The sequence below is a fragment of the Acidilutibacter cellobiosedens genome (assembly GCF_004103715.1).
GTDB classification, from domain to species: Bacteria; Bacillota; Clostridia; order Tissierellales; family Acidilutibacteraceae; genus Acidilutibacter; species Acidilutibacter cellobiosedens.
Map to the genome: position 1 here is coordinate 2,734,426 of NZ_CP035282.1, position 26,683 is coordinate 2,761,108.

The window sequence follows — 26,683 nt, forward strand, 5'->3', positions numbered from 1 at the left end:
GATTTAATTTTGCATAATTTGACTATACCTTACAAAGAACAATATGGTATAATTATTTTTAGTAATAGAAGAAGGAGTAATGAGTATGCTTAATTTTAGAAAAAGTATCGTAAAAAGATTTGATTTTGTTCTCTTCATCACCGTCATACTTCTATGCATATACGGTCTTGTAATGATAGCAAGTGCAACTAAAAGTTTTGAAACCAGCCGTTTTATAAAAGTACAAACTATTTCTATGATATTAGGAATCGGCTGCATTATAATATTGGTAATAATGGATTATAGAATATTAGGCAAATTGTATATTCCAATTTATGTGTTTTGTAACATACTCCTTGTTGCGGTACTTATCTTCGGAACAGGAGATGAATCATGGGGAGCAAGAAGTTGGCTAAGCATAGGCGGATTTCGATTTCAGCCTTCGGAAATCGTAAAAATCGGATTAATTATATCAATATCAAAATTTATAGATAATAACAAAAATGATATAAATAACCTCTGGACATTATTAAAAATTTTATTGTTCGCCGGAGTCCCCATATTCCTCATATATAAACAGCCGGATCTCGGAACTGCCTTAGTATTTGTGTTTTTCATAATAATAATGCTTTTTATTGCCGGGCTTAATATAAAATACTTTGTATACACCATCATCGCGGGAGTTATAAGCCTCCCTATATTATGGTTTTCCCTAAAGCGCTATCAAAAAAACAGGATTTTAAACTTTTTAAATCCGCAAAATGATACAAGCAATACCGGATATCAAGCATGGCAATCAAAAATAGCCGTGGGGTCCGGAAAAATACTGGGAAGGGGATTGTTTAACGGGGTTCAGACTCAATTCGGATTCATTCCGGAAAAACAAACGGATTTGATATTTGCGGTTATAGGGGAAGAACTCGGACTTGTCGGTGGGCTGGTTCTTATTGTACTTTTCGGTATTATGATGTACAGACTTGTAAAGATTGCCAGGAATACTACCGATTTGTTCGGTTCCTTAATGGTAACAGGAATAACCGCAATGCTTTTCTTTCATATATGGGAAAATATAGGTATGACTATAGGCTTAATGCCTATAACAGGTATTCCGCTTCCCTTTATAAGCTACGGCGGGACTTTCCTTTTGGTAAATATGATTTCTATAGGAATTGCTTTAAGCGTAGGGGTTCATAAAGAAGGTCTGAATTTTTAATAAAAAAGGCTTCCATCGAATTATTAATACATTGAGGAAGCCTTTTTTTAGTCTCATCTTATAACTTTTCTATTAAATGTGTACATCTAATTTTTGCCATATATAATTGAAATAATGCCTGAATTCCGGTGATTCTCTACATTTCATGGGTGTTCTTATCCCATCGGGGCAGGTTAATTTTATATCGATTATTTCTTTTATTGTAGCCGGTCTGTTAGTAAGTACTACTACTCTATCAGCAATAGAAATTGCTTCCGATATGTCATGAGTTACCATTAATGCTGTTTTTTTCTCTTCTTTTAGTATTATTCCTACTTCATCCGCAATAGCCAGCCTTGTTTGATAATCGAGAGCTGAAAAAGGTTCATCCAATAGAAGTAACTCCGGTTTTACAATCAGAGTTCTTATAAGAGCGGCTCTCTGTCTCATTCCCCCTGATAATTGCCTTGGATAGCTGTTTTTAAATTCCGAAAGTCCGTAAGCATTCAACATTTTTTTTGCTAACTCCTTGTCCTCATCACTTACTTTCCCCTGAATTTCCAATCCTATTAACACATTTTGAAATATTGTTCTCCATTCAAAAAGATGATCTCTTTGAAACATATACCCTATTTTTTCAGTCCTTCCCGAAAGTCTTTCCCCGTTAATAAATACTTCCCCTTTAGTCGGTTTTATAAGTCCGGCAATAATTGACAAAAGAGTAGACTTTCCACATCCGCTTGGTCCAATAAAAACTACTATTTCCCCTCTATATATATCTAAATTAATATTATCAATGACTTTCGTTTCACCTTTTACAGTATGATAGTTCATACTTATATTTCTTATTTTTACAATCTTATTTTCATCCATCGGCATCTACCTCCTTTATGTCAGTACAAGATACTTTATAGTATTCATTTAAAAGTCAATATGTGAATGGGTTGTTAAGTCATTTGAAAATTTAAAATAAAATATCTTCAAAGTAGATATAAAACTAATGTTGTAATATAATTAAATTAGTTATAAAAGTGAAAAGGAGGGTTTTTATGAAAATAGTAATATTGGAACCTTTGGGAATTCCTGAAAAAGAAATCAAAGATATCGGGAAAACTCTCACAGATAATGGTCATGAAATTATATCTTATGAGGATAAAACCGATAATATGGATATCTTGAAGAAAAGAGCGGAAGATGCTGAAGTTCTGATAATAGCAAATATGCCTTTAAAAAGAGAACTTATATTATCTTGTCAAAAACTTAAGATGATTTCTGTAGCATTCACCGGAGTTGATCATGTTGATTTGGACGCCTGCAAGGAAAAAAACATTACCGTATGTAATTGTGCAGGGTATAGTACTCAAGCCGTTGCGGAATTGGCTATCGGATTAATGATAAGTTTAATGAGAAATATCGTCCCTTTAGATGAAAAAACTAAGGAGAATAAAACAAAAGAGGGGTTCACGCAAAAAGAAATTTTCGGAAAAACATTGGGAATAATAGGTACAGGCGCTATCGGAAAAAAAGTTGCGGAAATAGGCGTTGCTTTAGGATGCAATATTTTGGCTTATAACAGAAGTGAAAAAGAAGATGTTAAAAAGCTGGGAGCAAAATACGTAGAGCTGGATACTCTGTTATCCAATAGTGATATAGTTTCAGTACATTTGCCTTTAAATAATAGAACTCGCGGACTTATCTCAAAGGAAAAACTTGACCTAATGAAACCCGATTCCATTCTTATCAATACCTCCCGGGGCCCTATTGTAGACAATAAATCATTGGCTTACAAACTTAAAAGAGGAGAAATAGCCGGTGCCGGAATCGACGTGTTTGATATGGAACCTCCTTTGCCAAAGGATTACTGCCTTTTAAATGTACCTAATACCGTTCTCACTCCCCATATAGGGTTTGCATCGGAAGAAGCGATGGAAAGAAGAGCCAAGATAGCCCTCGCAAATATTTCAAAATGGATTGAAGGCAATCCTCAGAATATAATAATCTAAAAATGCATCAATTTATTTGGTTATGAAAGGAGTTTCTTATGAAAAACTATTTACGGTTTCAATCCTCTGCAATTCTCCTTTCCCCCGAAAGGGATGAGGATCTGTATTTTATATTTAATAACGGAAAAATTGCAGTAAATAAATCAAAAAAAATCATAAAAATACCTACCAGAAAAGATATTTCAGAAATGGGATTGAATATCAAAAATCCTATGTATATCGGTTCCTTTGACAATATAAATTGTTTTGGAGGGACATGCGAAAATATCCCTTCGGGATTTAAAAATTTAGAAGCCATAGGATTAAGGGAATTAAGTTACCTTGTTGAGAAAGAACTTTATTTAATAGCAGCCAAAGTATTTCTTTTGATTAATTGGGAAAAAGATCATAGATATTGCGGAAGATGCGGAAGCTTAATGGAAAGGAAGAAAAATAAAAACGAAAGAGCCTTGATATGTCCAAAGTGCGGATTCACTACATGGCCCAGAACGTCTCCGGCAATCATCGTAGCTGTTACCAAAGAAGACAAGCTTCTTCTTGCCCACAATAAAAATTTTGAAAACGGGAGGTACAGCGTTATAGCAGGATTTGTTGAAATGGGAGAAACCTTTGAGCAATGCGTTAAGAGAGAAGTATTTGAAGAAACGAGAATAGAAATTAAAAATATTAAATATTTCGGCAATCAGCCTTGGCCTTTTCCCAACTCCATGATGATAGGATTTACCGCAGAATATTTAAGTGGAGAAATAAAGGAAGACGGCGATGAAATAGTCACAGCCGGCTGGTTTAGAAAAGAAGAAATATGCGGAAAATACAACAAATCAAATAGTATCGGATCTCAGCTCATAGAAAATTTTATAAATACCCATTGAATGAAACAAGGAAAAACACAAGGGGACGGTTCTTTTGTGCGACACAAAAGAACCGTCCCCTTGTGTTAGTTTTTAATCCTTAATTGCTGCCTGAATACATAGATCTTCTTTATAGCTGTTTCCCACAGCGGGATTTACTTCTATATCCGGAGCAGTCTGAACTTCTTCGTTTATGGTATAGTCCGGATTGAGACACAGAAGACTTGAATATCTTACAATAGCCCCGCTGTTTGGAAGAGAAAAAATAATGGGATCTGGCCCTATCCCGTCTCCCCCCGTTCTTTCTCCGATAAGAGTCGCAAATTTACTTGCTTTAGCAAAAGAAGCAAACCCATCGGAAGAAGAATAAACCGCTTTATCTATCAGCATATATATCTTCCCCTTAAAGTTTATGCTGTTATATGGCTTTATTACAGCTGTAGAAATTTCATAATTTTTAAACTTGGTCTTTACTTCTTGGGGCATCTTATTTAAGATTTCTGGTGAAATTGATGAAATATCTCTAAATTCAGAGCCCATTGAATCATAAATTTTCTTATTATATTCTCCTCCTCGTTCAAACATATAGTAGTTGACAGATAAAGGTTTAAAGGTTAAAGGCTTAATTATATTTTCTATCCAATAATAATCCGAACCTCCACCGTTTCCTCTTATATCAATAATCAATTTGTCATAATCTTCTATTTTATTATAAAACTTTTTTATTTCTTTTCCGTCTTCCTCAATTCTTTTGGGATCCATCAATCTGATCTTTAAATATGCTACTTTGTCGGGAACAATTTTATCTGTTTTAAAAGCAGGTTTGGTACTGCTGAAAAGTCCATCGGAGCTTTCATCCTTCAAAGAGTCCTCACTGAAACCATACCACTCCATGGATTTTTTATTTGTAAGTACATTAAACCATGGCTTTCTACTATCCATATCTTTATATACACTATAAAAATCGGGAAAATTTTTTTTAAATAAGACATTAGTATGCCCGTTATGCAATTCACTTAATATGCTGTTCAGTTCTTCCATGAAATCTTCATTGTTCTTTGTGTTCTCAATTCTTGATTCATATATTTCTTTATTTTTAAGCCAATCTACTCCGTTAACTCTTTTGTTCACTTCAAAATAAGGATAATTTTCCTTAAGTATGTTGTACATGTATTCAAAGTCTTCCATCTTTTCCTGAGAAGTAAGTTCCTTTTTCCCATAACTGATTCCTGCATTTTCACCAGAACATCCGGTCAAAAAAACAGATATCAAAATAAAGATCATAATAAAGTTTACAAATACTTTAACGCTTTTCCCATTCATCAATAAGGCCTCCCCTTTACAACAAATCAAACAGTATCGGATCTCAGCTCATAGAAAACTTTATAAATACCCATTGAGTGACACAAGAGAACCGTCCCCTTGTGTTAGGGCCTCCCCTTTAACAATCACATTACTTTTATTATTTTTCTTTAGGATATATGGAAATATCTCCGGAACTCGTTGTTATATCTATGTTATTATTGCCTTCTCCCGTTTTTCCTACTAATCTGTGTTCTTCTTTACTTACTACAGATAAGGGAAAATTACATTCTATTTCTCCGGAAGCTCCGACGGCATTTAGGTTGAATTTTGAATTATTTGGGAGGTATACCTTCACATCCCCCGAGCTGCTGACAACGGCAATATCCCCATTCAGTTCCTTATAGCTTACGGAAATCTCCCCGGAACTCGTTGCCGCGTTTAAAATCCCTTTCATATCTTCTATGGTCATGTCACCCGAACCTGACTTAAATTTTATATTATCAGCATTGACACTTTTTATATTTCCGTCTCCCGAAGATGTTTCCAATGTCACAGTATCCGAATTTATATTTTTTAAATTTATGTCTCCGGAACTCGTAGCAATATTTATGCTCTTAACATTCATCTTTTCTCCGGTTATATCTCCAGAAGAAGTATTCATCTCAAATTTCCCATTGTATTCCTTTGGAATATAAATATCTAATTTTAAGTCTGAATAATTGCTATAATTACTATAGTAAGAATCGGTTCCCTTATTTTTTACATCGATATAAAGGGTACTTCCCGATTTTTCAGATGTCATGGAAGGGATATTTCCGGAACCTGATTTTATCTTTCCGTTGAAATGAATCCTTATATTATCTCTGTCTTCCGGAATCAGGTTTATATCAACAAAGGAAGTTCCAATATCTATCTTTTCAATTCCTTTTATATCTTCAAACTTTTCATGATCTATACTGTTTGATTTCAAATCTAACTTTTCATCTCCTGATTTTAAATTAACTCCAGAAGGACTTACATTGACAACATTGTCCCCTTCATCATCGGTAACATGTACTCCCGATAAACCTACGTTTACTTTTACACCATCTGCATCAACATTGATTATGCCTGGAGCAACATCTATATTCTCGCCTTTAAAATCATGACCTCTCTTCCCTTCAGAAAAATTGAGTGATAAAAAACATATTCCAAAGGATACAAGAGTAATTCCCAAAATTATTAAAATTATTTTCTTCATACTCATTTTCATTCCTCCTATTTTTTTATAACATTAATATTCCACTTCAAATATTTAACGGCCAATTTATAAAACAATTTGCTTAGATAAAATGTTCCGATTATAATCATTAATCCCAAGCCAACAATTCCGATTCCAAAGAAAATATAACTAATACGATTTACTCCCAAATATATTTCTATTGGGAAAAACGAGCCGAGCGTAATATTAAAAATAGTTTCCATCCCCCCCAGTATAAGACTTATAGATATTCCATATAGCAATACCAATACAAAGAACGACACCACAGTCGGCCCCAAGACTATAATAAAATTAAATATTCCAAGTGCAGTAGCAGAAAGAATGGCTTTAAATAAATTTTTAGTGGAAGGATCATTTTCAGCTTTCTCTATAGTTGAATTAGCTTTATACATCTTAGCGATGCTCTTTGGATCTCCCAGTTCAACGCATATTTCCTCCTCACTCTTCCCTTTTGACTCCCCAATCTGAAAATGTTCCTCATAATCATATATAATATCATCTGTTTCTTCTTGGGAAAGTCCTTTAATGTTAGATCTCAATATACCTATAAATTCTTTTTTATTCATGGAAATTCCCCCTTATTAATTCATTTACTCCATTTATAAAATGACTCCATTCTTCTTCAAGCTTATTAAAGGTTTCCTTCCCCTCTTCAGTAATTCTATAATACTTTCTGGGAGGCCCCTCCTGGGATTCGGCCAGATAAGTATTTACATAACCGCCATCTTTTAATCTCTTTAATAGAGGATATATAGTACCTTCTGATATATCAATATATTCACTTATATGTTCCACAAGTTCATATCCGTAATAATCTCTTTTTATAAGCATAGAAAGAACACACAGTTCCAAAACACCCTTTTTTAATTGAATATTCATAATTTTCTCCTTTGCTTTATATAACTATATTATATACTACGCTACCTTGCATTGCAATATAGCATTTAAAAATAATCCATCAAAATATTATTTTTAAATTTTTACCTAATAATTGTTAATCTATGGATTGATATGAAAAATTTTATCAATCTGACTTTGAATCCATTCAATAACATTCTTTTTATTTTTATTATTACTCGGTAACTTGTCCCACAAGTTGTTAAAATAATCTTTATGGGCTTGTACTATCATGGGTTCATCAATTAAAAAATCTGATGCTAATTCACTGCTAAAATCATCATATCTATTATTAGTATCTATCATCAAAAAATTTCTTCCCTTTATTAAAAATTTATAATCTTGATAATTCTCTTCAGGTTTATCATCTATTAATCCTATTTTATAATTATCATAATTTTTTAAATTAAAAATTGTATTGTTTAAATACTCAACTATATAATTTTTATTCGGTTTTAACGTACTATTTTTAAAAAAAGGTTTATCTTGGAAAGCCATATCCATTAAAAATTTCTCTACATCTTCTTTTATATATATATCTTTATAATTATAATATTTTATTTGATATTCAAACATTTTTAACTTTTTTTCATGACCAGACAGTCTATAATTGAATTCTTCGCAAGTATATTCCAAATCATACAAAAATTTTTCATAAGTATTCATAGAAATATTTAAATCATTAATCATTTCGCCGTACATGAATCTATCGCCAAATTTGAATTCATTACCAAAATATATTTCATCATATTTATTTTTATTATTCAAACGTGCCGTAATTAAAGGAACAGAATAAATAATCAGTTCATAATAACTTTTAACAAACATTTCAATTGTTGAATTACTTTCAAAATAAAAAGAAGTATCTATTTGTGCAAAAGGATCATTTCTAAAATAAATAAAAGCACTTATTTTAGGTAGAATAACCATTTCAGTCACAGGGTCTGATGGACTATTTCCCCTAAAATAATACATAGAAAAATTTCTGTAATTAATGAGTTCTCTAACAAAATTGAGTACTTTTATGGTTCTTACATTATCTTCATACAAAAATACGTTAAATACTATTTGCCAAGAATTATCCAAAAGCTTCTTTAAGATATTTTTGAATTTTTTAACTATCTCTTTAGAATTTAAAATACCGTCAATGCTTCCTCCTAAATTGAATAAAATTGGTTCACTTAGCCAACCATCTAATTTAGAAGCCTTATCTAGTTTATCCAATATTTCTTCTATAGCATTTTCCCCTCCATTTATAACTCTGTCCTTAGAAGACAATGATTTAGTTTTAATTTCATCTCTTAGCCCCATTTCCATTAACTTGCTTTTACAATAATCGTTTTTAAATGAATTGTTTCCTCCATTAGATAATAAAATTTTTGTTTTCTTATTCTGTTCAATAGAAAACTGCTGAGAACAAATAAACAAATTCATTAATCTTTTTTTAAGTGTCTCATTTTTATCACATTTATCGCCACCTATTACTAACAATAAATTCTGCAATTTTCCAAGTCTATAGGAATCGTTTTCTACGATATCTGATATGTAAGCCACAATATTATCAATATGGTTGGAATCGTAAGGAGGTATTCTTATATCATTAGCCCATCTGCTGACAAGGGAAGAATCCACATTTATTGCCCTTGCTAATTTACTGTAATTAATATCGAGAGTAGATAAAACCAGATTTAAACATTTGCCAAATTTAAGATTTTGATTCACACATATTCCTCCTAGCACATATATTCTTATATTTATAAATTTGTAAAACATTTTAATTATATATTAATTTTAACAATCCCTTTTTACATAAAAAGATATAGTTCGACAAATAACATAATATTGTCACTGACATTTAGTTGTCATTATTATGAAAAGGTTTTTATTAGAAAAAAACATTAAGGAGGCACTTTTTTTTGAAACACATCTACGGAAAGTTCACATTAAAATTTTAACTTTCTTATCGGTTATAAAAAAGGACTTTATTAAAACATAGAACATTTCATTTCTACATGAATAATATAAATTGAATACTTAATTTTGGTATAAGAGAGGAGAGGCTAACTATGAGCACTGTATCAAAAGAACATATGGAATATATGGATAGAAGAAAAAAGAGAAAAAAACTTATAGTATTTACTCAATTATTAATCCTGATTTTGTGCCTTTCAATTTGGGAAATTCTTGCAAGATTAAATATTATAGATACCTTCTTAACCAGCTATCCTTCGGAAATTTGGGCTCAATTCATCAATTACGTTAAAAACGGAGATCTATACTACCATGTAGGAATATCTGTCATGGAGACCATAGCCGGTTTCGTATTTGGGACTATATTAGGTGTAGTAATTGCTATTGGTCTATGGTGGTCGGATTTTATGGCAAGAGTATTAGATCCTTATTTGGTCATTCTTAACAGTCTTCCTAAAACTGCTCTTGCCCCTATAATGATTTTATGGGCAGGCGCAGGATATTCAGGAATAATAGTAACAGCCATTACAGTATCTATCGTAGTAACCATTATGAATATTTACTTAAGTTTTCAAAATGTAGATGAAGATAAAATTAAGCTGTTAAAAACATTTGGGGCTACAAAATTTCAGATACTTAAAAAAGTGGTATTTCCATCAAGTATTCCAACAATTATAAGTACTCTTAAAGTAAACATAGGATTATCATGGATAGGAGTAATTGTAGGAGAATTCTTAGTGTCAAAAGCAGGTATAGGATACCTAATAGTATACGGCGGGCAGGTATTCAAATTGGATTTAGTTATGATGAGCGTATTTATACTTGCAATAATTTCAGCCTTTATGTATCAAATAATTGCAATATTGGAAAATAAGTTTATGAAATGGCAACAATAACAATAAGCAATAAAAAAAATCCCTATAAAGGGATTTTTCTATTGTTTGGTAATTATAATAACTCCATTTTCAGTTATTGCAATAGTGTGTTCATACTGACAAGAAAGCTTTCCATCTTTAGTTCGTGCAGTCCAGTTGTTGTTATCTATAGTACAATGGTAAGTCCCCACATTTATCATAGGCTCGATTGTAAATACCATTCCCGTTGTAATCCTCGGCCCTCTTCCGGGACGTCCAAAATGGGGTACTTGTGGTTCTTCATGCATTTCCTTTCCTATTCCGTGTCCTACAAAATCTCTTACCACTGAGAAACCTTGGGCTTCTACATAAGACTGAATTGCATAGGATATATCTCCTATCCTATTCCCTGCTACAGCCTTTTCTATCCCTATATAAAGTGATTTTTCAGTCACTTCCATTAGTTTTTTTGCCTCTTCGGAAATATTCCCTACCGCATAGCTCCACGCAGAATCGGCAAGCCATCCGTTTAAATTAACTACCATATCAACGGTAACAATATCTCCGTTTCGGAGCGGCTTTTTCCCGGGAAATCCATGGCATATTTCATCATTTACAGATGTACAAGTAGCAAAGGGATACCCTTGATATCCTTTTTGCTCCGGCGTGGCTCCGTTCTTTTTTATAAATTCCTCTGCGAATTTGTCAATATCATAAGTAGATATTCCCGGCCTAATCATCTTTTTAATTTCTTTATGACAATTTGCCAATATTCTTCCTGCCTTCTGCATTTTTTCAATTTCATTTTCAGTTTTTAAAATTATCATATATATGTACTCCCTTTCAATTTATACTTATTATTTAAAAAATAAACCATATTTCCTATACCCTAAATTTTTTATTAATAAGAGAAATAAATCTGCTATCTTTATATAAATTTTCTAAATCCTTATCAAGTTTGATTATGTCTATGAAATTCGGATATAAAATTATAGCTTTTTTTAAATCATTTAAAGCTTCATCCAATTTTTTAATCTTTGAATAACAACAGGCCCGATTATAATATAAATATTCTGCATGAGGATTGTATTTTATCCCTTCTGTCAAAACTTTTATTGCCCCTTTAATATTCCCTCTTTCTATATAAATAACCGATTTGTTTAAAAAAGAATAAGGATACGTTTTGTTTTTTTCAATGGATTTATTATAGTATTCCACTGATTTTTTTAAATTCTTTCGTTTCTTTTCTATAACTCCCATGTTGAACAATGCCTTATAATATTCGGGATTTATTTTTATGCTTTCTTTAATCATATCATATGCTTTATCATACTGATTAAGTTCTTCATATATAGAACCTAAATTATTATAGGCAACATAATCATTTGGTATAAGATCAATAACCTTCTTATAATATTTTATTGCCTCATCCTTCTTCCCTATCTCGTCATATATATTAGCTATATAAAAATATGCCCTGTTGTATTCCTCATTTAGTTTCACAGCGTTAAAATAATATTTTAATGCCTTTTCCTTATTTCCTATTTTTTCATAAATAGAAGCCATTTCAAAATAGGCTCCAGCTTCTTTTTCATCCTCTTTAATTATCCTTTCATATGCCTTCAGGGATTTTTCTCTTTCTCCCACTTTGCTATATAAAAACGCAATATTATAAAGTATCTCTATAGTTTCATCTTTATCTCCCGGAAAATTTAAAGCCTTTAAATAAAATTTAATGGCTTTTCCCATTTTGTTATCTAAATAAGAGCGTTCGGCAAGTATTATATAATTATATCTTCTGTCATAATCACTTAAATGACCTTTCATTAAATCAGCACCTCTTACATGAATAATTAATTCTATTATAGTTTATCATATTTACCTTCTAAAATATTATACAACAAAAAAATGAAATGTAGAAGTAAAGCAAAAAAATAGACCTTTTAAAATAGGTCTATTTTTTTGTATATTAATATTTACTTAGGACGATTTCTGTTTTGATTTTTCATGGGATAAATTTTTATTTCTTATATAAACATACCAATATGCCATACCTACAAACAGTACTCCTCCAATGATATTTCCAAAGGTCACGGGAATTAAGTTTTTAATTATGAAATTTTTCCAATTGAGAGAATTCAATCCTTTCATTTTAACTCCAAGATTTAAAGCAGCTCCTACCCAATTCTCGTTTCCTTTTGCTAAAATTCCGGCCGGGATATAATACATATTAGCAATACTATGTTCAAATCCCGAAGTAACAAATAACCAAATTGTGAAAAATACGGATAATATTTTTCCTGTAATGTCCTTAGCTCCTGTTGCCATCCAAACCGCAAGACATACCAGCCAATTACACATAATTCCCAAATAAAAACCTTGTGCAAATGTTAATCCAACTTTAGATGAAGCTATTTTAATTGTCATTCCTCCCAATTCATTTGCTCCGCTGTTAAATAATCCGGATTTCACCATCATATAAGCTACAAACACAGCTCCTATAAAATTCCCGCAATAAACAAAAAACCAATTTTTTAACATATTTTTTATTGAAACCTTTTTATCCAACACGCTTATAATAATAGTTGCATTCCCTGTAAAAAGCTCTCCTCCTGCAATAAGAACAAGCATAAGGCCTGTGCTAAAAATTGCTCCGGATAGGGCTTTCCCCAGACCATAGGTTTCAATATTGCTTAGTAAATTATATGATGCCATATTTGAGCCTTCTGCTGCAAATGCTATAAAAGCTCCTGCCAATATCCCTAAAACAATCATCTTCACAACGGGCAGTTCCGTCTTCTTTATTCCATTTTGAATTGTAGCTTCAGCAATTTCGGGAGGAGATAAATAATTGTGTTCACTCATAGATAGAATCCCCGCCATTCTGCTGCCTGCAGGCTTTTATCACATGCTTTGCAAGTATTGACGTAGTAACTGAACCTACTCCTCCGGGAACAGGCGTTATCATAGATGATTTTTCAATACAGTCTTCCGTATCCACGTCTCCACACAAATTACCATTTTCGTCTGTATTTATTCCCACATCTATAACTGCCGCTCCTTCTTTTATATATTGGGAATTAACGGCTTTTGCTCTCCCAATACCCACAACCAATATGTCAGCTTGAGAACAAACCGAAGGCATATCCTCAGTTTTGGAATGACATATGGTTACAGTGGCGTTTTCATTTAAAAGCAGCATGGCCACAGGTTTACCCACTACCATGGATCTTCCTATAACCACGGCTCTTCTCCCTTTCATTGGGACATTATAGTACTTCAATATTTCTATAACCGCCGAAGGAGTGCATGGAGAAAACCCTGTCGGATCTTTCTCCATTATCTTAGCTACATTTACGGGGCTAAAACAGTCCACATCCTTGTCGGGTGCAATTTCGTATTTTATTAAATTCTCATTTAACTGTTTAGGAAAAGGCCTAAAGATTAAAATACCATTGATGGCTTTATCTTCGTTTGCCTTTTTTATTTCAGAAATAAATTCATCTTGAGGTATAGTCTCGGGAAATTCTCTAACTTCAGATAATATCCCAATCTTTTTACATTTTTTCAAGGCTCCCTTTTCATAGGCCAAATCACTTCCGTTGGACCCGACCCTCATTATCAATAGTTTAGGGATTATCCCTTTTTTCTTTAAAATTTCCACCTCACTAATCAACTTTTCATTTAATGCATCTGCCACGATTTTCCCTTTAATTATCTTTCCCATATTTTTTCTCCTCATATATGATTAGTAAATTGTTTTTCTATAAAATGGATTTTAATACTTTATTATAAACATCATCGCATATCTTAATTCCATCTTTGACTAAAGGCTCTATCTTATCTTTAATTTTATTTATATAGTCCTCATCCTTTATCAATTTTATATTAATCATTACATTTAGCTCTGCTCCGATTATTGCGGCTTTCAAACATTGAACTCCCACGCCTACATCACTTATAGCTAATTTTGAACAATTATCAACTAAATCTTCATGGATTTTAATCGATTCATAGGATAATTCAATTATCGATACCGGAATCTTGCAGGCATCTTTTAAGCCTCTCTGTAAGGCCTGTTCCTTTGATATAATTTGCTCTTCTGTATCCTTCGGCATACTATAAGCCTTTGACAATGGCAAGAAATATTTTGCATCTTCATTTACCATCTTCATCAGATCTTCTTGCAGCTTTTCTGCTCTGCTTAATATATCATTTAATTTTCCTTCAAATTCAGCATACTTTTTTTTCCCTATTGTTAAATTGCAAACCATACTTCCGAGGGCAGTTCCTACTGCCCCTACTAAGGCTGATGCAGCTCCGCCTCCCGGTACAGGACTCTTCGATGCCAAAATTTCCGTAAATTCTACACAGCTCTTATCCGTTAAATTCATTTTAATTCCCTCCAAAACATTAGAACAATCCGCTTATTACTCCATTTTCATCAACGTCTATTTTCTCGGCAGCCGGCAATTTGGGAAGACCGGGCATCTTCATTATTGATCCCGTTACCGCAACTATAAATCCTGCTCCCGCAGAAACAGTTACCTGCCTTACCGTTATATTAAATCCCGTCGGCCTTCCCAGTTTAGTTTGATCATCTGTTAAGGAATACTGAGTTTTAGCCATACATATTGGGAGTTCTCCGAACCCGTTCTTCTCCAATTCTGATATTTCCTTACTTGCTTGGTTTGTAAAATCAACATCGTCTGCTCCATATATCCTTCGGGCTATAGTTTTAATTTTTTCTTTTATAGGCAGTTTAAGATCATAAGCAAATTCAAAATTACTCTTTCCTTCATCTATTAATCTCAATACTTCTTTAGCAACTTCCGTTCCGCCTTCTCCTCCCTTAGCCCATACTTCAGAAAGTTTAACATTAACTCCGAGTTCTTTACATTTATCTTCAACAAGTTTTATTTCAGCTTCCGTATCCGTAGGGAATTTATTTAATGCAACTACTGCAGGAAGTTTAAAGACTTTAGTTATATTTTCCACATGTTTTAACAGATTAGGAATTCCTTTTTCAAGGGCTTCTAAGTTTTCATTATTCAATTCTGCTTTCGGAACTCCTCCGTTGTATTTTAACGCCCTTACCGTAGCAACTATTATTACAGCATTTGGCCTTAATCCCGACATTCTGCATTTAATATCCATAAACTTTTCTGCACCCAGATCTGCACCGAATCCTGCCTCCGTAACCGCATAATCAGCAAAATGAACCGCCATCTTTGTAGCCATTATTGAATTACAACCATGAGCTATATTAGCAAAGGGACCTCCGTGTATAAATGCCGGCGTTCCTTCCAAAGTCTGAACTAAATTAGGCTTCAGTGCATCTTTAAGTAACGCCGCCATAGCTCCTTGGGCTTTGAGTTGCCCTGCCGTTACTGGTTGTCCACTTCTGTTATATCCTATAACTATTTTTGACAGTCTTTCCTTCAAATCGTTTATATCATTCGACAGGCAAAATATAGCCATTACTTCTGAAGCAACCGTTATGTCAAATCCATCTTCTCTTGGCATACCGTTTGCTTTCCCGCCAAGTCCGTCAACTATAAATCTCAGTTGCCTATCGTTCATATCAACACATCTTCTCCAAACAATTCTTCTCGGATCAATGTCTAAAGCATTTCCTTGATAAATATGATTATCAATCATTGCTGCCAATAAATTATTTGCCGCTCCTATGGCATGGAAATCACCGGTAAAATGTAAATTAATATCTTCCATAGGAACAACTTGCGCATATCCTCCTCCTGCTGCTCCTCCCTTTATTCCAAATACAGGGCCAAGGGATGGTTCTCTTAACGCAACTATCGTATTTTTCCCTAATCTTGATAATGCATCCGCAATCCCTATTGATGTAGTCGTTTTCCCTTCTCCCGCCGGAGTTGGATTAATTGCCGTAACCAATATTAATTTAGCATTTTTCCCTTGAGTTTTTTTAAGCAATTTATAGTCTACTTTTGCTTTATATTTTCCGTATAGTTCTATATCATCTTCAGTTAATCCAAGTTTTCCCGCAATCTCTCTGATATCCTTTATCTTTGCTTCTTGTGCTATTTCAATATCTGTTTTAAATGACATTTTTGTTCCTCCTTAAATTGTAAAATTAAATTACAAATATAATATATCATATATAACTATCTCTTGAAAACCAAATATCTTAACTTTTGGCTATACCATTTTTAAAGTCTTTCGGTGTAGCTTCCATATTTCTCTTGAAAATTTTATAAAAATAATTGAGGTTATTATATCCAACTTTATACGCTATTTCCTTGATTGACAAATCCGTATTTCTTAACAACTCCTGTGCTTTCTTTATTCTGAGGCTATTCAAATATGTTATAAAACTTATACCATAATATTTTTTAAACATTCTTGCAATATAATTAGGACTTGTATGATATTTCTCTGCACATTCCTTTAGCTCAATATTTTCTTGATAATTATAATTTATATATTCAACTATTTTGTTAAATATCTGATTATCTGAATATCTATAGCCTAAGACTCTTTCCATAGTCTCCACAAATTGTTCGGGTTCAACAGGTTTTAACAATATATCCTTTGCTCCTAATCTCAAAGATAGCTGTGCATATTGAAAATAACTGTATCCGGTAATAACAACAAAATCGACTGCACTGCTATTTTCAGACATCCTCACTTTTTCCATTACTTCCAAACCACTTAAAACCGGCATATTAATATCTATAAAGACAATATCCGGCTTTAATTTTGTAATCATGTCTAAAGATTCATCACCTGCCGAACTTCTTCCAATAACTTTTAGAGGTAATTCATAACGTTTGATCAAATACTCTACCAATTCAACAGATAATTCCTCATCATCTGCAATAACAGCATTTCTCATTTTTATTCCCCCTAAAGTAAATTTTTTGATTTACAATTTATGATATATACTCTGGTAAAACCATTTTTACATATGTGCCTCTTTTTGGTGTGCTTTCTATTATGAATTCAAATTTATCTTCATAAAGAAATTTCAGCTTGGAATATACCATCATAAGACCGCTTATCTTGCCATATTTATCATTTGCCTTTATTTTGTCTTTAAGTTCATTTAAATGTTCTCCATCTATTCCAGCTCCATTGTCAATTATCCTGATTATTATTTTACCCCTATCCGTTCTTCCGCTAATTTCTATTTTCATATCCTTTTTCATATCTTTAAATCCATGAACAAAGCTATTTTCCACAATAGGTTGCAGACAATTGAAAGGAATATTTTTATTATTTATATCTTCTGAAATATCAAAATTTACTTCCAATTTATTACCATAACTTAGCTTTTTTATGTTCAAATAATTCTTCAAATGCTCCATTTCAATTTCAAATTGAACAAAATGGTTTTGATCTCCGGTAGTATACCTAAGCAGCTTTGAAAGATCTATAATTGATTGATAAACCTTTAATGAGTCTCCTTTCACAGCAAGTCCTGCCAAAGAGTTTAAGGTATTAAACAGAAAATGATTGCTGATCTGGATATTTAATACCTTTTCTTCTGTGGATTTTAAAGATTCTTCAAGAATAGTTTCATTTTTTACTATATCCTGAATAATATCTTCTTTCTTACCCAATTCAATTTCCGCATCTTTAAGAATATAATGATTCTCTATAGTTTTGCTTAGTTTTTTAAATTGCTGCATTACAGCATTTTGCGTACCTTTCGGAACAACCGGAATTAATTCTTCTAATGTATGAGAAGAAGTTACTCTCTTAATATTATAATCCTTAGATGTTCTTATATGCCCTCCCTTTATTATTCCTATAGCTCTATTGTTAAAAATAATAGGAATATCAAATATAGTCAGCCCGTAAGGACAAATAAATGCCGACAAATCCGCATAATGAGGAGGCCCATATTCATCTTTTATTTTATACATAGGGCAATTATTCACGTCTTGGTCTATTAAACATTTATGCTTACAAAATTCAGAATAATTCCTTCCCTGAATGATTATGTTTCCATTCATGTCAAAGATAGTTACCGGTATTTTCAGAGGGTTAACAATCGCTTCATATATATAGTTTATTTCATTATTGATTTTTACTTGGCTGTCAATTTTGCCCATTTCTTTTGCTAACGCTAATCCCTTGTTCCCAATCTGTACATTTTGCTCATAATGCACCGGAATACATACAAGTAATTGTCTTATGGGTTCATCGCCTAAATTAATGGTTTCATGGATAATCCCTGCATCCATATGATAAATATCTCCCGGTTTCATTTTTCCCGTTTTATCCCCAATTGTCTGAAAGCCCTCCCCCGATAATACATATATTACCTGCTCATTTCCATAATGCATATGCTTGTTTTGACGCCTATTAGGAAAAATAGTTGTAATACCTATACTCATAGTATTTAATGATCTATTAAAATCCGGTTCATATATCCATTCTACTTGTCCCCACTCAAAAGACTGTATATTACCTTGCACAGATTTTATTCCTCCTTTTTTCTATCTTATATTTAAAAGTAATCTGCTATTTTAATTATACCATTTTTGATTTGTCTGTTGAGTGTCTTGTGAGTTCAATTTACTAAGTTTCTTATACCTTTTAATTCCATATAATATAATCATAGCCGGCAGCTCCATTAATTTTATATTATTAAAACAGGGTTGCCGACTATTTTAAAATTAGGGGTATTTATAATGTATATGTTAAATTACAACTATTTTTTATTATACCTTGGAGACCATGCATCACTAACATTTTTAAGACCTAACTTATCGCCGTCAAATACAGGAGTTATTTTCATCTTTTTCTGTTCATTATAATCTTTGTAAATTTTTACGGCAGTATTCCCGAGGAACAATATAGCTATAACATTTATCCAAGCCATTAAAGCATTCGCAATATCTCCCATAGTCCATACGGTATCAGCCGATATTACAGAACCTATAAAAACGGAGCCTATAAAAAATATTCTCTGTATAAAAATACCTAATTTATTGCCTCCAATGAGATATATCAAATTACTTTCGGTATACAGATAATAAGCCGTAAGTGCTACAAAAGCGAAACATAATATGGATATCGCAATAAATTTTTCACCTAAGCCAGGTAAAGAAGTATTAATTGCATTTGTTACAAATGGGTTTCCATATGCTATTTCAGGCAGATGCTCAACTACCAACTTACCATTACTTCCGATTGTATTATAACTGTTTGTTATTAATATCATTACTGCAGATGTAGTACATACAAAGAATGAACCCATAAATACGGATAAGCCTCCTATCATTCCTTGAGTAACGGGATGATCCACTTCCGCTGAAGCTGAAGTAATAGCAGAGGTTCCGATTCCTACTTCATTAGCATATACACCTCTTTTAATACCCCAGCTTACTGCAGCACCAAACATAGCCCCAAATACCGAATCCATTCCAAAAGCAGATCTTATAATTAACATAATTACACCGGGAAACTTATCTATGTTAAAAATAATAATTACTACCGACATTAAAAAATACAATATTGCCATAATTGGTGACAATCTCTGTGCCACATTGCCGATTCTTTTCAAACCGCCAAAAATTACTATCCCCATAATCGCAGAGAATATAACCCCTGCTATTACTACATTAAAGCCAAATGCTTGGTTAAGTCCTTGTACTATATTATATGTTTGAACGGAAGGCATCAAAAATGTTACACCTATTACGGTTATAACTGCGTAAGCTACTGCAAATGTTTTTCCTAATTTGGCATTCTTCATTCCATTTTCCATATAGTAGGCAGGACCGCCCTTGAATTCGCCGTTAACTTCTACTTTATAAGTTTGGGCAAGTATACCTTCAATCATAGAAATTGAAGATCCGAATATTGCAAGTATCCATAACCAAAATATCGCACCAGGGCCCCCGAAATATATACCTGTAGCCATACCGGCAATATTTCCTACTCCTACAGTTCTGGCCGCCGTGAATATAAATGATTGCACAGAATTTAATCCCTTCTCAGACTTATTGGCACTACCTGCCGCTTTTACCATATCTTTTATATGAAGTATTTGAGGAAAACCTAACTTTATAGAATAATATAACCCGCTTATTAAAACCAATATAACTAATGGCATACTCCACACTACACCATTTATTCTATTCAATATATCGCTCATATAAATCCTCCCTATTTTTCATACTTAAGAAACTATATTATATATCCTCAATAAAATTAAAATAAATATTCATTTATATGAAATTTGATCTGAACTTTTTAATCATTAAAAGAATTTTCGGGATATAAAGGAAATCTTGATATTAATTCATGAGCATCTCTTCTGCATTTATCCAAATTTGTGGTATCTTCAGGGGCATCTGCGACTCTTTCCATTATCTCTGCAATTTTTTCTATTTCTTTTCCCCTCAATCCTCTTTGAGTAATTGAAGTAACTCCTATTCTAACTCCGCTTGTAACAAACGGTGATTGAGGATCGTTCGGAATTTGATTTTTATTAACGGTTATGCCTATTGAATCAAGTGCATTTTGAAACAATTTTCCGGTTATATTTTTCTTTCTTAAATCAACCATGACAATATGATTATCCGTTCCTCCGGTTACAATCCTAAAACCTCGTTTTTCTAATTCTTCCGCTAATTTTCTTCCGTTAACCAATATACTTGACATTATATTTTTAAATTCATCTGTTGCAGCATGTTTAAACAGCCATGCTTTAGCCGCCATAGTAGTAAGATGCATAGAACCCAAACACCCTGGAAATACACCTTTGTCCAACAATTTCGCATATTCATTCTTACACAAAACCATACCTGCCCTTGGACCGCCAAATGTTTTTGTAGTTGAAGTTGTTACAAAATCTGCATAAGGTACCGGACTGGGTATAACTTTTGCCGCAACTAACCCTGCAACATGAGCCATATCTACCATGAAATATGCTCCAACTTCTTTAGCAATTTCAGAAAACGACTTGTAATCTATAAGTCTTGGATACGAACTTCCCCCTGCTATAATTAACTTTGGTCTATCTTTTAATGCCTTCTCCCTGACCTCATCCAAATCTATTAATTCAGTATCTTTATTTACACCATAAAAATCATAATCATAAACTTTAGACAAAAAATTTGCAGGACTTCCATGAGTTAAATGGCCTCCCTGGTCAAGTCTCATACTCAGAACTTTGTCTCCCGGTTTTAATATAGATGAATAAACACAATAATTTGCCGTTGAACCAGAATATGGCTGAATATTAACATGCTCTGCATCAAATAATTTTTTTGCCCTTTCATCTGCCAATATCTCTAATTTATCCGCTATTTCAGATCCTGCCTGGAATCGGTTACCCGGATATCCTTCCAAAGTTTTATTAGTAAATATAGAACCGCTTAACTCCATGATTTCTAATGGTACAGTACTTTCAGATGCAATCATTTCAATATTGTTTTCTTGTCTTTCCAACTCTTCACAAACTATTTCATACAATTCTGCATCTGATATTTTCGTATTTTTCAACATATTATTGCCTCCCCAGATTACTTAATTTTGTTAATATAATTTTTTAAAACTTTGCTGATAACAACTTGTCCAACCCTTTTCCTGATAAATAGTATATAAATTCACCTCCTTCTATACTTATAAAGTTTATATTTATAACGTTTTCGTAAATATTATTTCATAATATTAAAAAAAACTATATTAACATATTGGACGCTTTATTGAACAAAATTGAACAATTTTTTGTAAGAAATATTATAAGTTACTTTAACAGTTCTATGATAAACTTAGATGTTTCTTCTATCAGTTGTGATTGAAACTTTGCTGAAGAATAGCAGTGATCTGCCTCATCTATAAATTTAACTTTTACATCTCTAAGTACAGATTTATATGCTATGGAATTTATGGGCAGTATATCGTTATCCTTACTTCCGTGTATTATTCTAACCGGATTTTCAAAATTTTTTATTTTTCTTATGGGATCTATTTTAATAATATCTTCAAAAAATTTCCGGCTAACCATATCCCCTTCCACATCAACATCATTCCCATTAATCCCTTTCATAAATTTTTCATGTCCAATCAAATGATAAAAATTCCAAAACGGATTGGAGACAGGAGACCATAATATCAATGCATCTGGATTTACTTCTGCAGCAGACAATGCCGCAATTGCTCCTCCCATACTGTAACCCATCATAAACAATTTCTTCATATTAAAATCCTTTTTTAAAACTTCAACTACATTGAGAGTATCTTCAACTTCTCCATTAATGGTCATATATTCATAATCTCCTTCACTGTCCCCCGCTCCTACACAATCAAATCGTACCGTTGTTATCCCCATGTCTAAAATTTTTCTGGACAAATTTACAGCCATTCTATGGGGTGTTATCTTGTTGCCGACAAAGCCATGGTTAAAAAGAAGAACGTAATCTCCCCTGACATCTTTATTTTTATATTCATATACAGCTATCATCTCATGAGCCCTGCTCTCTATAATCTTTGTTTCCAGCATTTATATCATTCCTTTCTTTATTAAATCAATATATACATTATTTCATAGCCTAAAAAAACTATATTAACATATTGTACATTTTATTGAACAAAATTAAACAATTTTTTTTGCAATAAAATCTTTAAGACAAAGTAGAATTTTTTTCTATGAAGTATAAAAAAAGATCCTTATTGTAAATCTCATCAATAAGGATCTTTAATGTTCTATACTATTTTATCACCAAATCTAAAGCTTCTTTTAAATCTGCAATTATATCTTCCGCTGTTTCAAGCCCAACCGATAATCTGACCAGTCCGTCACTGATTCCGGCTTCTGCCCTCTCCTCGGGAGTATAAGGCGAATGGGTCATAGATGCGGGATGCTGAATCAATGTTTCAGGATCTCCTAAGCTTACGGCAAGTTTCGCAAGTTTTACATTATTCATGACCGTTTTTCCTTCCTCAATTCCGCCTTTCAATTCAAAGGAAATTATGGCTCCCGGCAATTTCATCTGTTTCTTTGCTAATTCATAGTATTCGAAGCTCTCAAGACCTGGATAATAAACTTTCTTAACGGCAGGGTGAGTCTCCAAAAATTTCGCTACTTTTATAGCATTATCACAGTGCTTTTCCATTCTTATTTCCAATGTTTTCATTCCTCTTATTATTAAATATGCATCAAAGGGGCTCATAACCGAACCGGTCATATCCTTTATTCCAAACATCTTAACTTCTTCTATAAACTTCTTCCTACCTACTGCAAAACCTGCAATTACATCTCCATGTCCATTTAAATACTTTGTAGCCGAATGAATAACCACATCTGCTCCGAGTTCTAAGGGCTTTTGTATATAAGGAGTGCTGAAGGTATTGTCAACAAATACCAAACATCCCTTAACCTTATGAGCTATTTTAGATACGGCTTCAATATCGGTAATTTTTAAAGTGGGATTTGCAGGAGTTTCTAAATAAACAACTTTAGTATTAGGCCTCATGGCAGATTCCAGTTCTTCAAGATTACTTATATCTACAAATGTAACATCTACTCCGAATCTGGTAAGTCCATGGTTTAAAAGCGAAAAAGTACATCCGTAGAGAGTATCGGAAGCAACTACATGATCTCCCGCTTTTAAAGCAGTCCATAAAGATGCTGCCACCGCTCCCATGCCTGAAGAAGTCGCCGCTCCAGCCTCTCCTCCTTCCAATAAAGCTATCTTTTCTTCCGCCTCGGCAACCGTTGGATTTCCCAACCTTGTATATATGTAGCCCGATTCTTCTAAGGCAAACCTTTTCCCTCCCTGCTCAGCAGAATCAAATACAAATGTAGACGTTTGAAATATAGGCGTAGCCAAAGAACCATACTGAGAATCCTTTTTATGACCTCCGTGAATAGCTTTCGTTCCAAATCCCAGAGTATTTATATCTTCTCTATCCATATAATAAACCCTCCTACAAATTTTATTTTATAATCCATATTTCCATTATTATAACCCTGTTCATCCCCTCTCGTTTTAATTCTATCATAATAATAAAAAAGCTTCCATTGAAATATTAATAAATTAAGGAAAGCTTTTTTGAAACTCATTTTACGGAAAACATACACTAATGTATATTAAAAAAAACAGAAGAATTATTCTTCCACTTTTAATGCTCTTATAGAATTAAACACTGAAATCAACGCAACTCCTACGTCTGCAAATACCGCACTCCACATGTTTGCTATCCCCAATGCACCTAATATCAATACGACCATTTTTACTCCCAATGCAAAAACTACATTTTCTCTCACTATTCTATTCGTATTGTGGGAAATATTTATTGCCGTTTTAACCTTACTTATTTCATCATCCATGATAACCACATCGGAAGCCTCAACAGCCGCATCCGAACCCATTCCTCCCATGGATATCCCCACATCTGCTCTTGCAATTACGGGAGCATCATTTACCCCGTCTCCTACAAATATTACTTTTTTCTTGCCCTTCTTATTTTTCAAGATTCGATCCATCATCTCAACTTTTTCCTGAGGTAGCAATTCTCCATAAATTTCGTCTATTCCTATTTCTTTTCCTACCTGTTCGGCTGTAGTCTTTTTATCTCCTGAAAGCATTATTGTTTTTCGTATTCCTAAAGCTTTTAATTTCTTAATAGTTTCCTTTGATTCATCTCTTATTTCATCGGAAATTACTATATTGCCTATATACTCTTCGTCCTTACTTACGTATACTACAGTACCTATACTCGATTTATCAGCTACTTTCAATCCATGCTCTTGAAGGAGTTTCACATTTCCGAGAAGAACTTTACTTCCCTCCACGGTAACTTCTATTCCTTTTCCCGGTATCTCTCTATAATTGGAAATTTGACTTTTATCTATTTCTTTCCCATATTGTTTAACGATAGATTTAGCAATAGGATGGTTGGAAAATATTTCTCCATAGGCTGCCAACTTTAATATATCATCTTCAGAGTAGCCCTTAACTCCTTCAACTTCAGTAACCTCAAATATCCCCTTAGTCAAAGTTCCCGTCTTGTCAAATACTATAGTATCCGCCATACTTAAACCTTCTAAGTAATTTCCCCCTTTAACAAGAATGCCTGATTTAGAAGCTCCTCCTATTCCTCCAAAAAATCCTAAGGGTATGGATACTACCAGAGCGCATGGACAGGACGCAACAAGAAATATCAAGGCTCTATATACCCAAGTACTTAAATCTTGATGAAAAAACAAAGGAGGAATAAAAGCTAAAGCTATGGCCGAAAAAACTACTACAGAAGTATAATATTTAGAAAACCTTGTAATAAATTTTTCAATATTAGCTTTCTGTTTTGAAGAATTTTCAACCAGGTCCAATATCTTTGATACAGTAGATTCCCCAAATTTTTTAATAGTTCTTACTTTCAATAACCCTTCCTTATTCACAAATCCGCTCAAAATATTATCTCCGGGTTGTATACTCCTTGGGACACTTTCCCCTGTAATATTGGATGTATCCACGAAAGAATTTCCTTCCACCACTATTCCGTCCAAAGGAACTTTTTCTCCGGGCTTAACAATTATATACTGCCCTATTTCAATTTTATTTGGATCAACCTTTTTTATTCCTTCATTCGTTTCTATATTCGCATAATCCGGTCTAATATCCAACAAGGTGCTTATAGATTTTCTTGAATGATCAACAGCTTTTCCTTGAAAATATTCTCCTATTTCGTAAAAAAGCATTACAGATACTGCTTCAGGATATTCTCCTATTATAAACGCCCCTATGGTAGCAATAGACATTAAGAAATTTTCATCGAATACCTTGCCCTTAAGAATATTTTTAAATGCATTAATCAGTACTTCTCCGCCAATTATTATATAACTTATAAAAAATAATATAAATTCAATCCTGTATTCAAATTTAAAAATTACGGCAGCTAAAAAAACAATTACTCCTATTACAAATTTTATATTATCATTTTTCTCTTCCTCTTCTGTCTTTAAATCATCTTTAATTTCATCCGTTGTCATACCACCAATTTCATGTATAATTACATCAGGTTCTATTCTCTTCACAATGGATCTGACCTCATCTGAAACAGTTTCAGCCCTTGGTATTTCATCTATTTCAACTTTTAGTTTTTTAGTAACAAAATTTATATTTGCTTTTTTAACACCTTTTATCTTATTGGCATCTTCTTCAATTTCTCCTGCACAATGGGTACAATTCAATCCTTCTAACAAAAATTCCTTCTCTATCATAGCAGCCATCCCTTCCATCTGTTATATGTTAATATGGACATATGAGCAATTGTTCATATATTAATATAAATATAACTCTTAATTTAAGTTTTGTCAACTAAATATGAATAAAACAATTAATTTATTTAATACTATCTTTTTATCA

The 26,683-nt window shown here is 32.9% G+C and carries 23 protein-coding genes; 4 read left to right on the forward strand and 19 right to left on the reverse strand.

All coding sequences use genetic code 11. The features are described from left to right. Positions 1-85: 85 nt before the first annotated feature. Positions 86-1,192, forward strand: a complete 1,107-nt coding sequence (rodA, locus tag EQM13_RS13150; protein WP_128752939.1) for a rod shape-determining protein RodA — start codon at positions 86-88, stop codon at positions 1,190-1,192. 72 nt (positions 1,193-1,264) lie between these two features. On the opposite strand, the gene EQM13_RS13155 is transcribed toward rodA, so the two are convergent. Then, positions 1,265-2,044 carry an ABC transporter ATP-binding protein gene (locus tag EQM13_RS13155; RefSeq protein ID WP_128752940.1) on the reverse strand — a complete coding sequence of 260 codons (780 nt, stop codon included), beginning with the start codon at positions 2,042-2,044 and terminating at the stop codon, positions 1,265-1,267. A 176-nt stretch (positions 2,045-2,220) separates the two neighbouring features. On the opposite strand from EQM13_RS13155, the gene EQM13_RS13160 reads away from it, so the two are divergent. Both EQM13_RS13160 and nudC read left to right on the forward strand, forming a co-directional pair. Further along, positions 2,221-3,174 (forward strand): 2-hydroxyacid dehydrogenase, encoded by a 954-nt coding sequence (locus tag EQM13_RS13160; protein ID WP_128752941.1) that lies wholly within the window; start codon positions 2,221-2,223, stop codon positions 3,172-3,174. A gap of 38 nt (positions 3,175-3,212) precedes the next feature. Next, complete coding sequence (gene nudC, locus EQM13_RS13165; RefSeq protein ID WP_128752942.1) at positions 3,213-4,046, forward strand: NAD(+) diphosphatase; 834 nt, start codon at positions 3,213-3,215, stop codon at positions 4,044-4,046. 72 nt (positions 4,047-4,118) lie between these two features. Here nudC and EQM13_RS13170 read toward each other — a convergent pair whose 3' ends face one another. The 5 genes from EQM13_RS13170 to EQM13_RS13190 all read right to left on the reverse strand — a co-directional run bounded on the left by EQM13_RS13170 (position 4,119) and on the right by EQM13_RS13190 (position 9,210). After that, positions 4,119-5,348 carry a S41 family peptidase gene (locus EQM13_RS13170; RefSeq protein ID WP_128752943.1) on the reverse strand — a complete coding sequence of 410 codons (1,230 nt, stop codon included), beginning with the start codon at positions 5,346-5,348 and terminating at the stop codon, positions 4,119-4,121. 139 nt (positions 5,349-5,487) lie between these two features. After that, on the reverse strand, positions 5,488-6,576 hold the full coding sequence (locus EQM13_RS13175; protein WP_161567253.1) for a DUF4097 family beta strand repeat-containing protein: 1,089 nt from the start codon (positions 6,574-6,576) through the stop codon (positions 5,488-5,490). 11 nt (positions 6,577-6,587) lie between these two features. After that, positions 6,588-7,157 (reverse strand): HAAS signaling domain-containing protein, encoded by a 570-nt coding sequence (locus EQM13_RS13180; protein ID WP_071139975.1) that lies wholly within the window; start codon positions 7,155-7,157, stop codon positions 6,588-6,590. Further along, entirely contained in the window at positions 7,150-7,470 is a 321-nt protein-coding gene (locus EQM13_RS13185; protein ID WP_071139974.1) for a PadR family transcriptional regulator, read from the reverse strand. The genes EQM13_RS13180 and EQM13_RS13185 overlap by 8 nt, the downstream gene beginning before the upstream one ends. A gap of 120 nt (positions 7,471-7,590) precedes the next feature. Further along, positions 7,591-9,210: a hypothetical protein gene (locus tag EQM13_RS13190; protein ID WP_128752945.1), complete on the reverse strand. Its 1,620-nt coding sequence runs from the start codon at positions 9,208-9,210 to the stop codon at positions 7,591-7,593. Positions 9,211-9,554: 344 nt separating this feature from the next. Here EQM13_RS13190 and EQM13_RS13195 point away from each other — a divergent pair, with 344 nt between their 5' ends. Further along, positions 9,555-10,355: an ABC transporter permease gene (locus EQM13_RS13195; protein ID WP_071139972.1), complete on the forward strand. Its 801-nt coding sequence runs from the start codon at positions 9,555-9,557 to the stop codon at positions 10,353-10,355. Positions 10,356-10,393: 38 nt separating this feature from the next. On the opposite strand, the gene map is transcribed toward EQM13_RS13195, so the two are convergent. From map to EQM13_RS13260, 13 genes are all read right to left on the reverse strand, one after another. After that, positions 10,394-11,140 (reverse strand): type I methionyl aminopeptidase, encoded by a 747-nt coding sequence (gene map, locus EQM13_RS13200; RefSeq protein ID WP_071139971.1) that lies wholly within the window; start codon positions 11,138-11,140, stop codon positions 10,394-10,396. Positions 11,141-11,195: 55 nt separating this feature from the next. Further along, positions 11,196-12,140 (reverse strand): tetratricopeptide repeat protein, encoded by a 945-nt coding sequence (locus EQM13_RS13205; RefSeq protein WP_071139970.1) that lies wholly within the window; start codon positions 12,138-12,140, stop codon positions 11,196-11,198. A 153-nt stretch (positions 12,141-12,293) separates the two neighbouring features. After that, positions 12,294-13,178 (reverse strand): formate/nitrite transporter family protein, encoded by an 885-nt coding sequence (locus EQM13_RS13210; RefSeq protein ID WP_128752946.1) that lies wholly within the window; start codon positions 13,176-13,178, stop codon positions 12,294-12,296. Then, positions 13,171-14,040, reverse strand: a complete 870-nt coding sequence (locus EQM13_RS13215) for a bifunctional 5,10-methylenetetrahydrofolate dehydrogenase/5,10-methenyltetrahydrofolate cyclohydrolase (protein WP_071139968.1) — start codon at positions 14,038-14,040, stop codon at positions 13,171-13,173. The genes EQM13_RS13210 and EQM13_RS13215 overlap by 8 nt, the downstream gene beginning before the upstream one ends. A gap of 37 nt (positions 14,041-14,077) precedes the next feature. After that, on the reverse strand, positions 14,078-14,707 hold the full coding sequence (locus EQM13_RS13220) for a cyclodeaminase/cyclohydrolase family protein (RefSeq protein ID WP_071139967.1): 630 nt from the start codon (positions 14,705-14,707) through the stop codon (positions 14,078-14,080). 19 nt (positions 14,708-14,726) lie between these two features. Then, a complete protein-coding gene (locus EQM13_RS13225) occupies positions 14,727-16,403 on the reverse strand; it encodes a formate--tetrahydrofolate ligase (RefSeq protein WP_071139966.1) in 1,677 nt (558 codons plus the stop codon). 79 nt (positions 16,404-16,482) lie between these two features. Further along, positions 16,483-17,190, reverse strand: a complete 708-nt coding sequence (locus EQM13_RS13230; protein WP_071139965.1) for a response regulator transcription factor — start codon at positions 17,188-17,190, stop codon at positions 16,483-16,485. 37 nt (positions 17,191-17,227) lie between these two features. After that, complete coding sequence (locus EQM13_RS13235) at positions 17,228-18,778, reverse strand: histidine kinase (RefSeq protein WP_071139964.1); 1,551 nt, start codon at positions 18,776-18,778, stop codon at positions 17,228-17,230. A gap of 236 nt (positions 18,779-19,014) precedes the next feature. Beyond that, positions 19,015-20,463, reverse strand: coding sequence for an alanine/glycine:cation symporter family protein (locus tag EQM13_RS13240; protein WP_206172702.1), 1,449 nt, complete (start codon positions 20,461-20,463; stop codon positions 19,015-19,017). 98 nt (positions 20,464-20,561) lie between these two features. After that, the gene (locus EQM13_RS13245; protein WP_128752947.1) at positions 20,562-21,818 is read right to left on the reverse strand and encodes a serine hydroxymethyltransferase; all 1,257 of its coding nucleotides are present in this window, start codon (positions 21,816-21,818) and stop codon (positions 20,562-20,564) included. Positions 21,819-22,059: 241 nt separating this feature from the next. Continuing rightward, on the reverse strand, positions 22,060-22,815 hold the full coding sequence (locus tag EQM13_RS13250) for an alpha/beta hydrolase family protein (protein ID WP_128752948.1): 756 nt from the start codon (positions 22,813-22,815) through the stop codon (positions 22,060-22,062). 208 nt (positions 22,816-23,023) lie between these two features. Beyond that, positions 23,024-24,229, reverse strand: a complete 1,206-nt coding sequence (megL, locus tag EQM13_RS13255; RefSeq protein WP_128752949.1) for a methionine gamma-lyase — start codon at positions 24,227-24,229, stop codon at positions 23,024-23,026. Between the two features lie 194 nt (positions 24,230-24,423). Then, positions 24,424-26,538: a heavy metal translocating P-type ATPase gene (locus EQM13_RS13260; protein ID WP_206172703.1), complete on the reverse strand. Its 2,115-nt coding sequence runs from the start codon at positions 26,536-26,538 to the stop codon at positions 24,424-24,426. Positions 26,539-26,683: the final 145 nt, after the last annotated feature.

What these genes read in the sequence shown, in the direction of transcription:
- EQM13_RS13185 (WP_071139974.1), bottom strand. Translation starts at nt 7,470, where the DNA reads ATGAATATTCAATTAAAAAAGGGTGTTTTGGAACTGTGTGTTCTTTCT.
- EQM13_RS13195 (WP_071139972.1), top strand. Translation starts at nt 9,555, where the DNA reads ATGAGCACTGTATCAAAAGAACATATGGAATATATGGATAGAAGAAAA.
- EQM13_RS13180 (WP_071139975.1), bottom strand. Translation starts at nt 7,157, where the DNA reads ATGAATAAAAAAGAATTTATAGGTATATTGAGATCTAACATTAAAGGA.
- megL (WP_128752949.1), bottom strand. Translation starts at nt 24,229, where the DNA reads ATGGATAGAGAAGATATAAATACTCTGGGATTTGGAACGAAAGCTATT.
- EQM13_RS13225 (WP_071139966.1), bottom strand. Translation starts at nt 16,403, where the DNA reads ATGTCATTTAAAACAGATATTGAAATAGCACAAGAAGCAAAGATAAAG.
- EQM13_RS13245 (WP_128752947.1), bottom strand. Translation starts at nt 21,818, where the DNA reads ATGTTGAAAAATACGAAAATATCAGATGCAGAATTGTATGAAATAGTT.
- EQM13_RS13215 (WP_071139968.1), bottom strand. Translation starts at nt 14,040, where the DNA reads ATGGGAAAGATAATTAAAGGGAAAATCGTGGCAGATGCATTAAATGAA.
- nudC (WP_128752942.1), top strand. Translation starts at nt 3,213, where the DNA reads ATGAAAAACTATTTACGGTTTCAATCCTCTGCAATTCTCCTTTCCCCC.
- EQM13_RS13240 (WP_206172702.1), bottom strand. Translation starts at nt 20,463, where the DNA reads ATGAGCGATATATTGAATAGAATAAATGGTGTAGTGTGGAGTATGCCA.
- EQM13_RS13205 (WP_071139970.1), bottom strand. Translation starts at nt 12,140, where the DNA reads ATGAAAGGTCATTTAAGTGATTATGACAGAAGATATAATTATATAATA.
- EQM13_RS13260 (WP_206172703.1), bottom strand. Translation starts at nt 26,538, where the DNA reads ATGATAGAGAAGGAATTTTTGTTAGAAGGATTGAATTGTACCCATTGT.
- EQM13_RS13160 (WP_128752941.1), top strand. Translation starts at nt 2,221, where the DNA reads ATGAAAATAGTAATATTGGAACCTTTGGGAATTCCTGAAAAAGAAATC.
- rodA (WP_128752939.1), top strand. Translation starts at nt 86, where the DNA reads ATGCTTAATTTTAGAAAAAGTATCGTAAAAAGATTTGATTTTGTTCTC.
- EQM13_RS13170 (WP_128752943.1), bottom strand. Translation starts at nt 5,348, where the DNA reads ATGAATGGGAAAAGCGTTAAAGTATTTGTAAACTTTATTATGATCTTT.
- EQM13_RS13220 (WP_071139967.1), bottom strand. Translation starts at nt 14,707, where the DNA reads ATGAATTTAACGGATAAGAGCTGTGTAGAATTTACGGAAATTTTGGCA.
- EQM13_RS13175 (WP_161567253.1), bottom strand. Translation starts at nt 6,576, where the DNA reads ATGAGTATGAAGAAAATAATTTTAATAATTTTGGGAATTACTCTTGTA.
- EQM13_RS13210 (WP_128752946.1), bottom strand. Translation starts at nt 13,178, where the DNA reads ATGAGTGAACACAATTATTTATCTCCTCCCGAAATTGCTGAAGCTACA.
- EQM13_RS13230 (WP_071139965.1), bottom strand. Translation starts at nt 17,190, where the DNA reads ATGAGAAATGCTGTTATTGCAGATGATGAGGAATTATCTGTTGAATTG.
- EQM13_RS13250 (WP_128752948.1), bottom strand. Translation starts at nt 22,815, where the DNA reads ATGCTGGAAACAAAGATTATAGAGAGCAGGGCTCATGAGATGATAGCT.
- map (WP_071139971.1), bottom strand. Translation starts at nt 11,140, where the DNA reads ATGATAATTTTAAAAACTGAAAATGAAATTGAAAAAATGCAGAAGGCA.
- EQM13_RS13155 (WP_128752940.1), bottom strand. Translation starts at nt 2,044, where the DNA reads ATGGATGAAAATAAGATTGTAAAAATAAGAAATATAAGTATGAACTAT.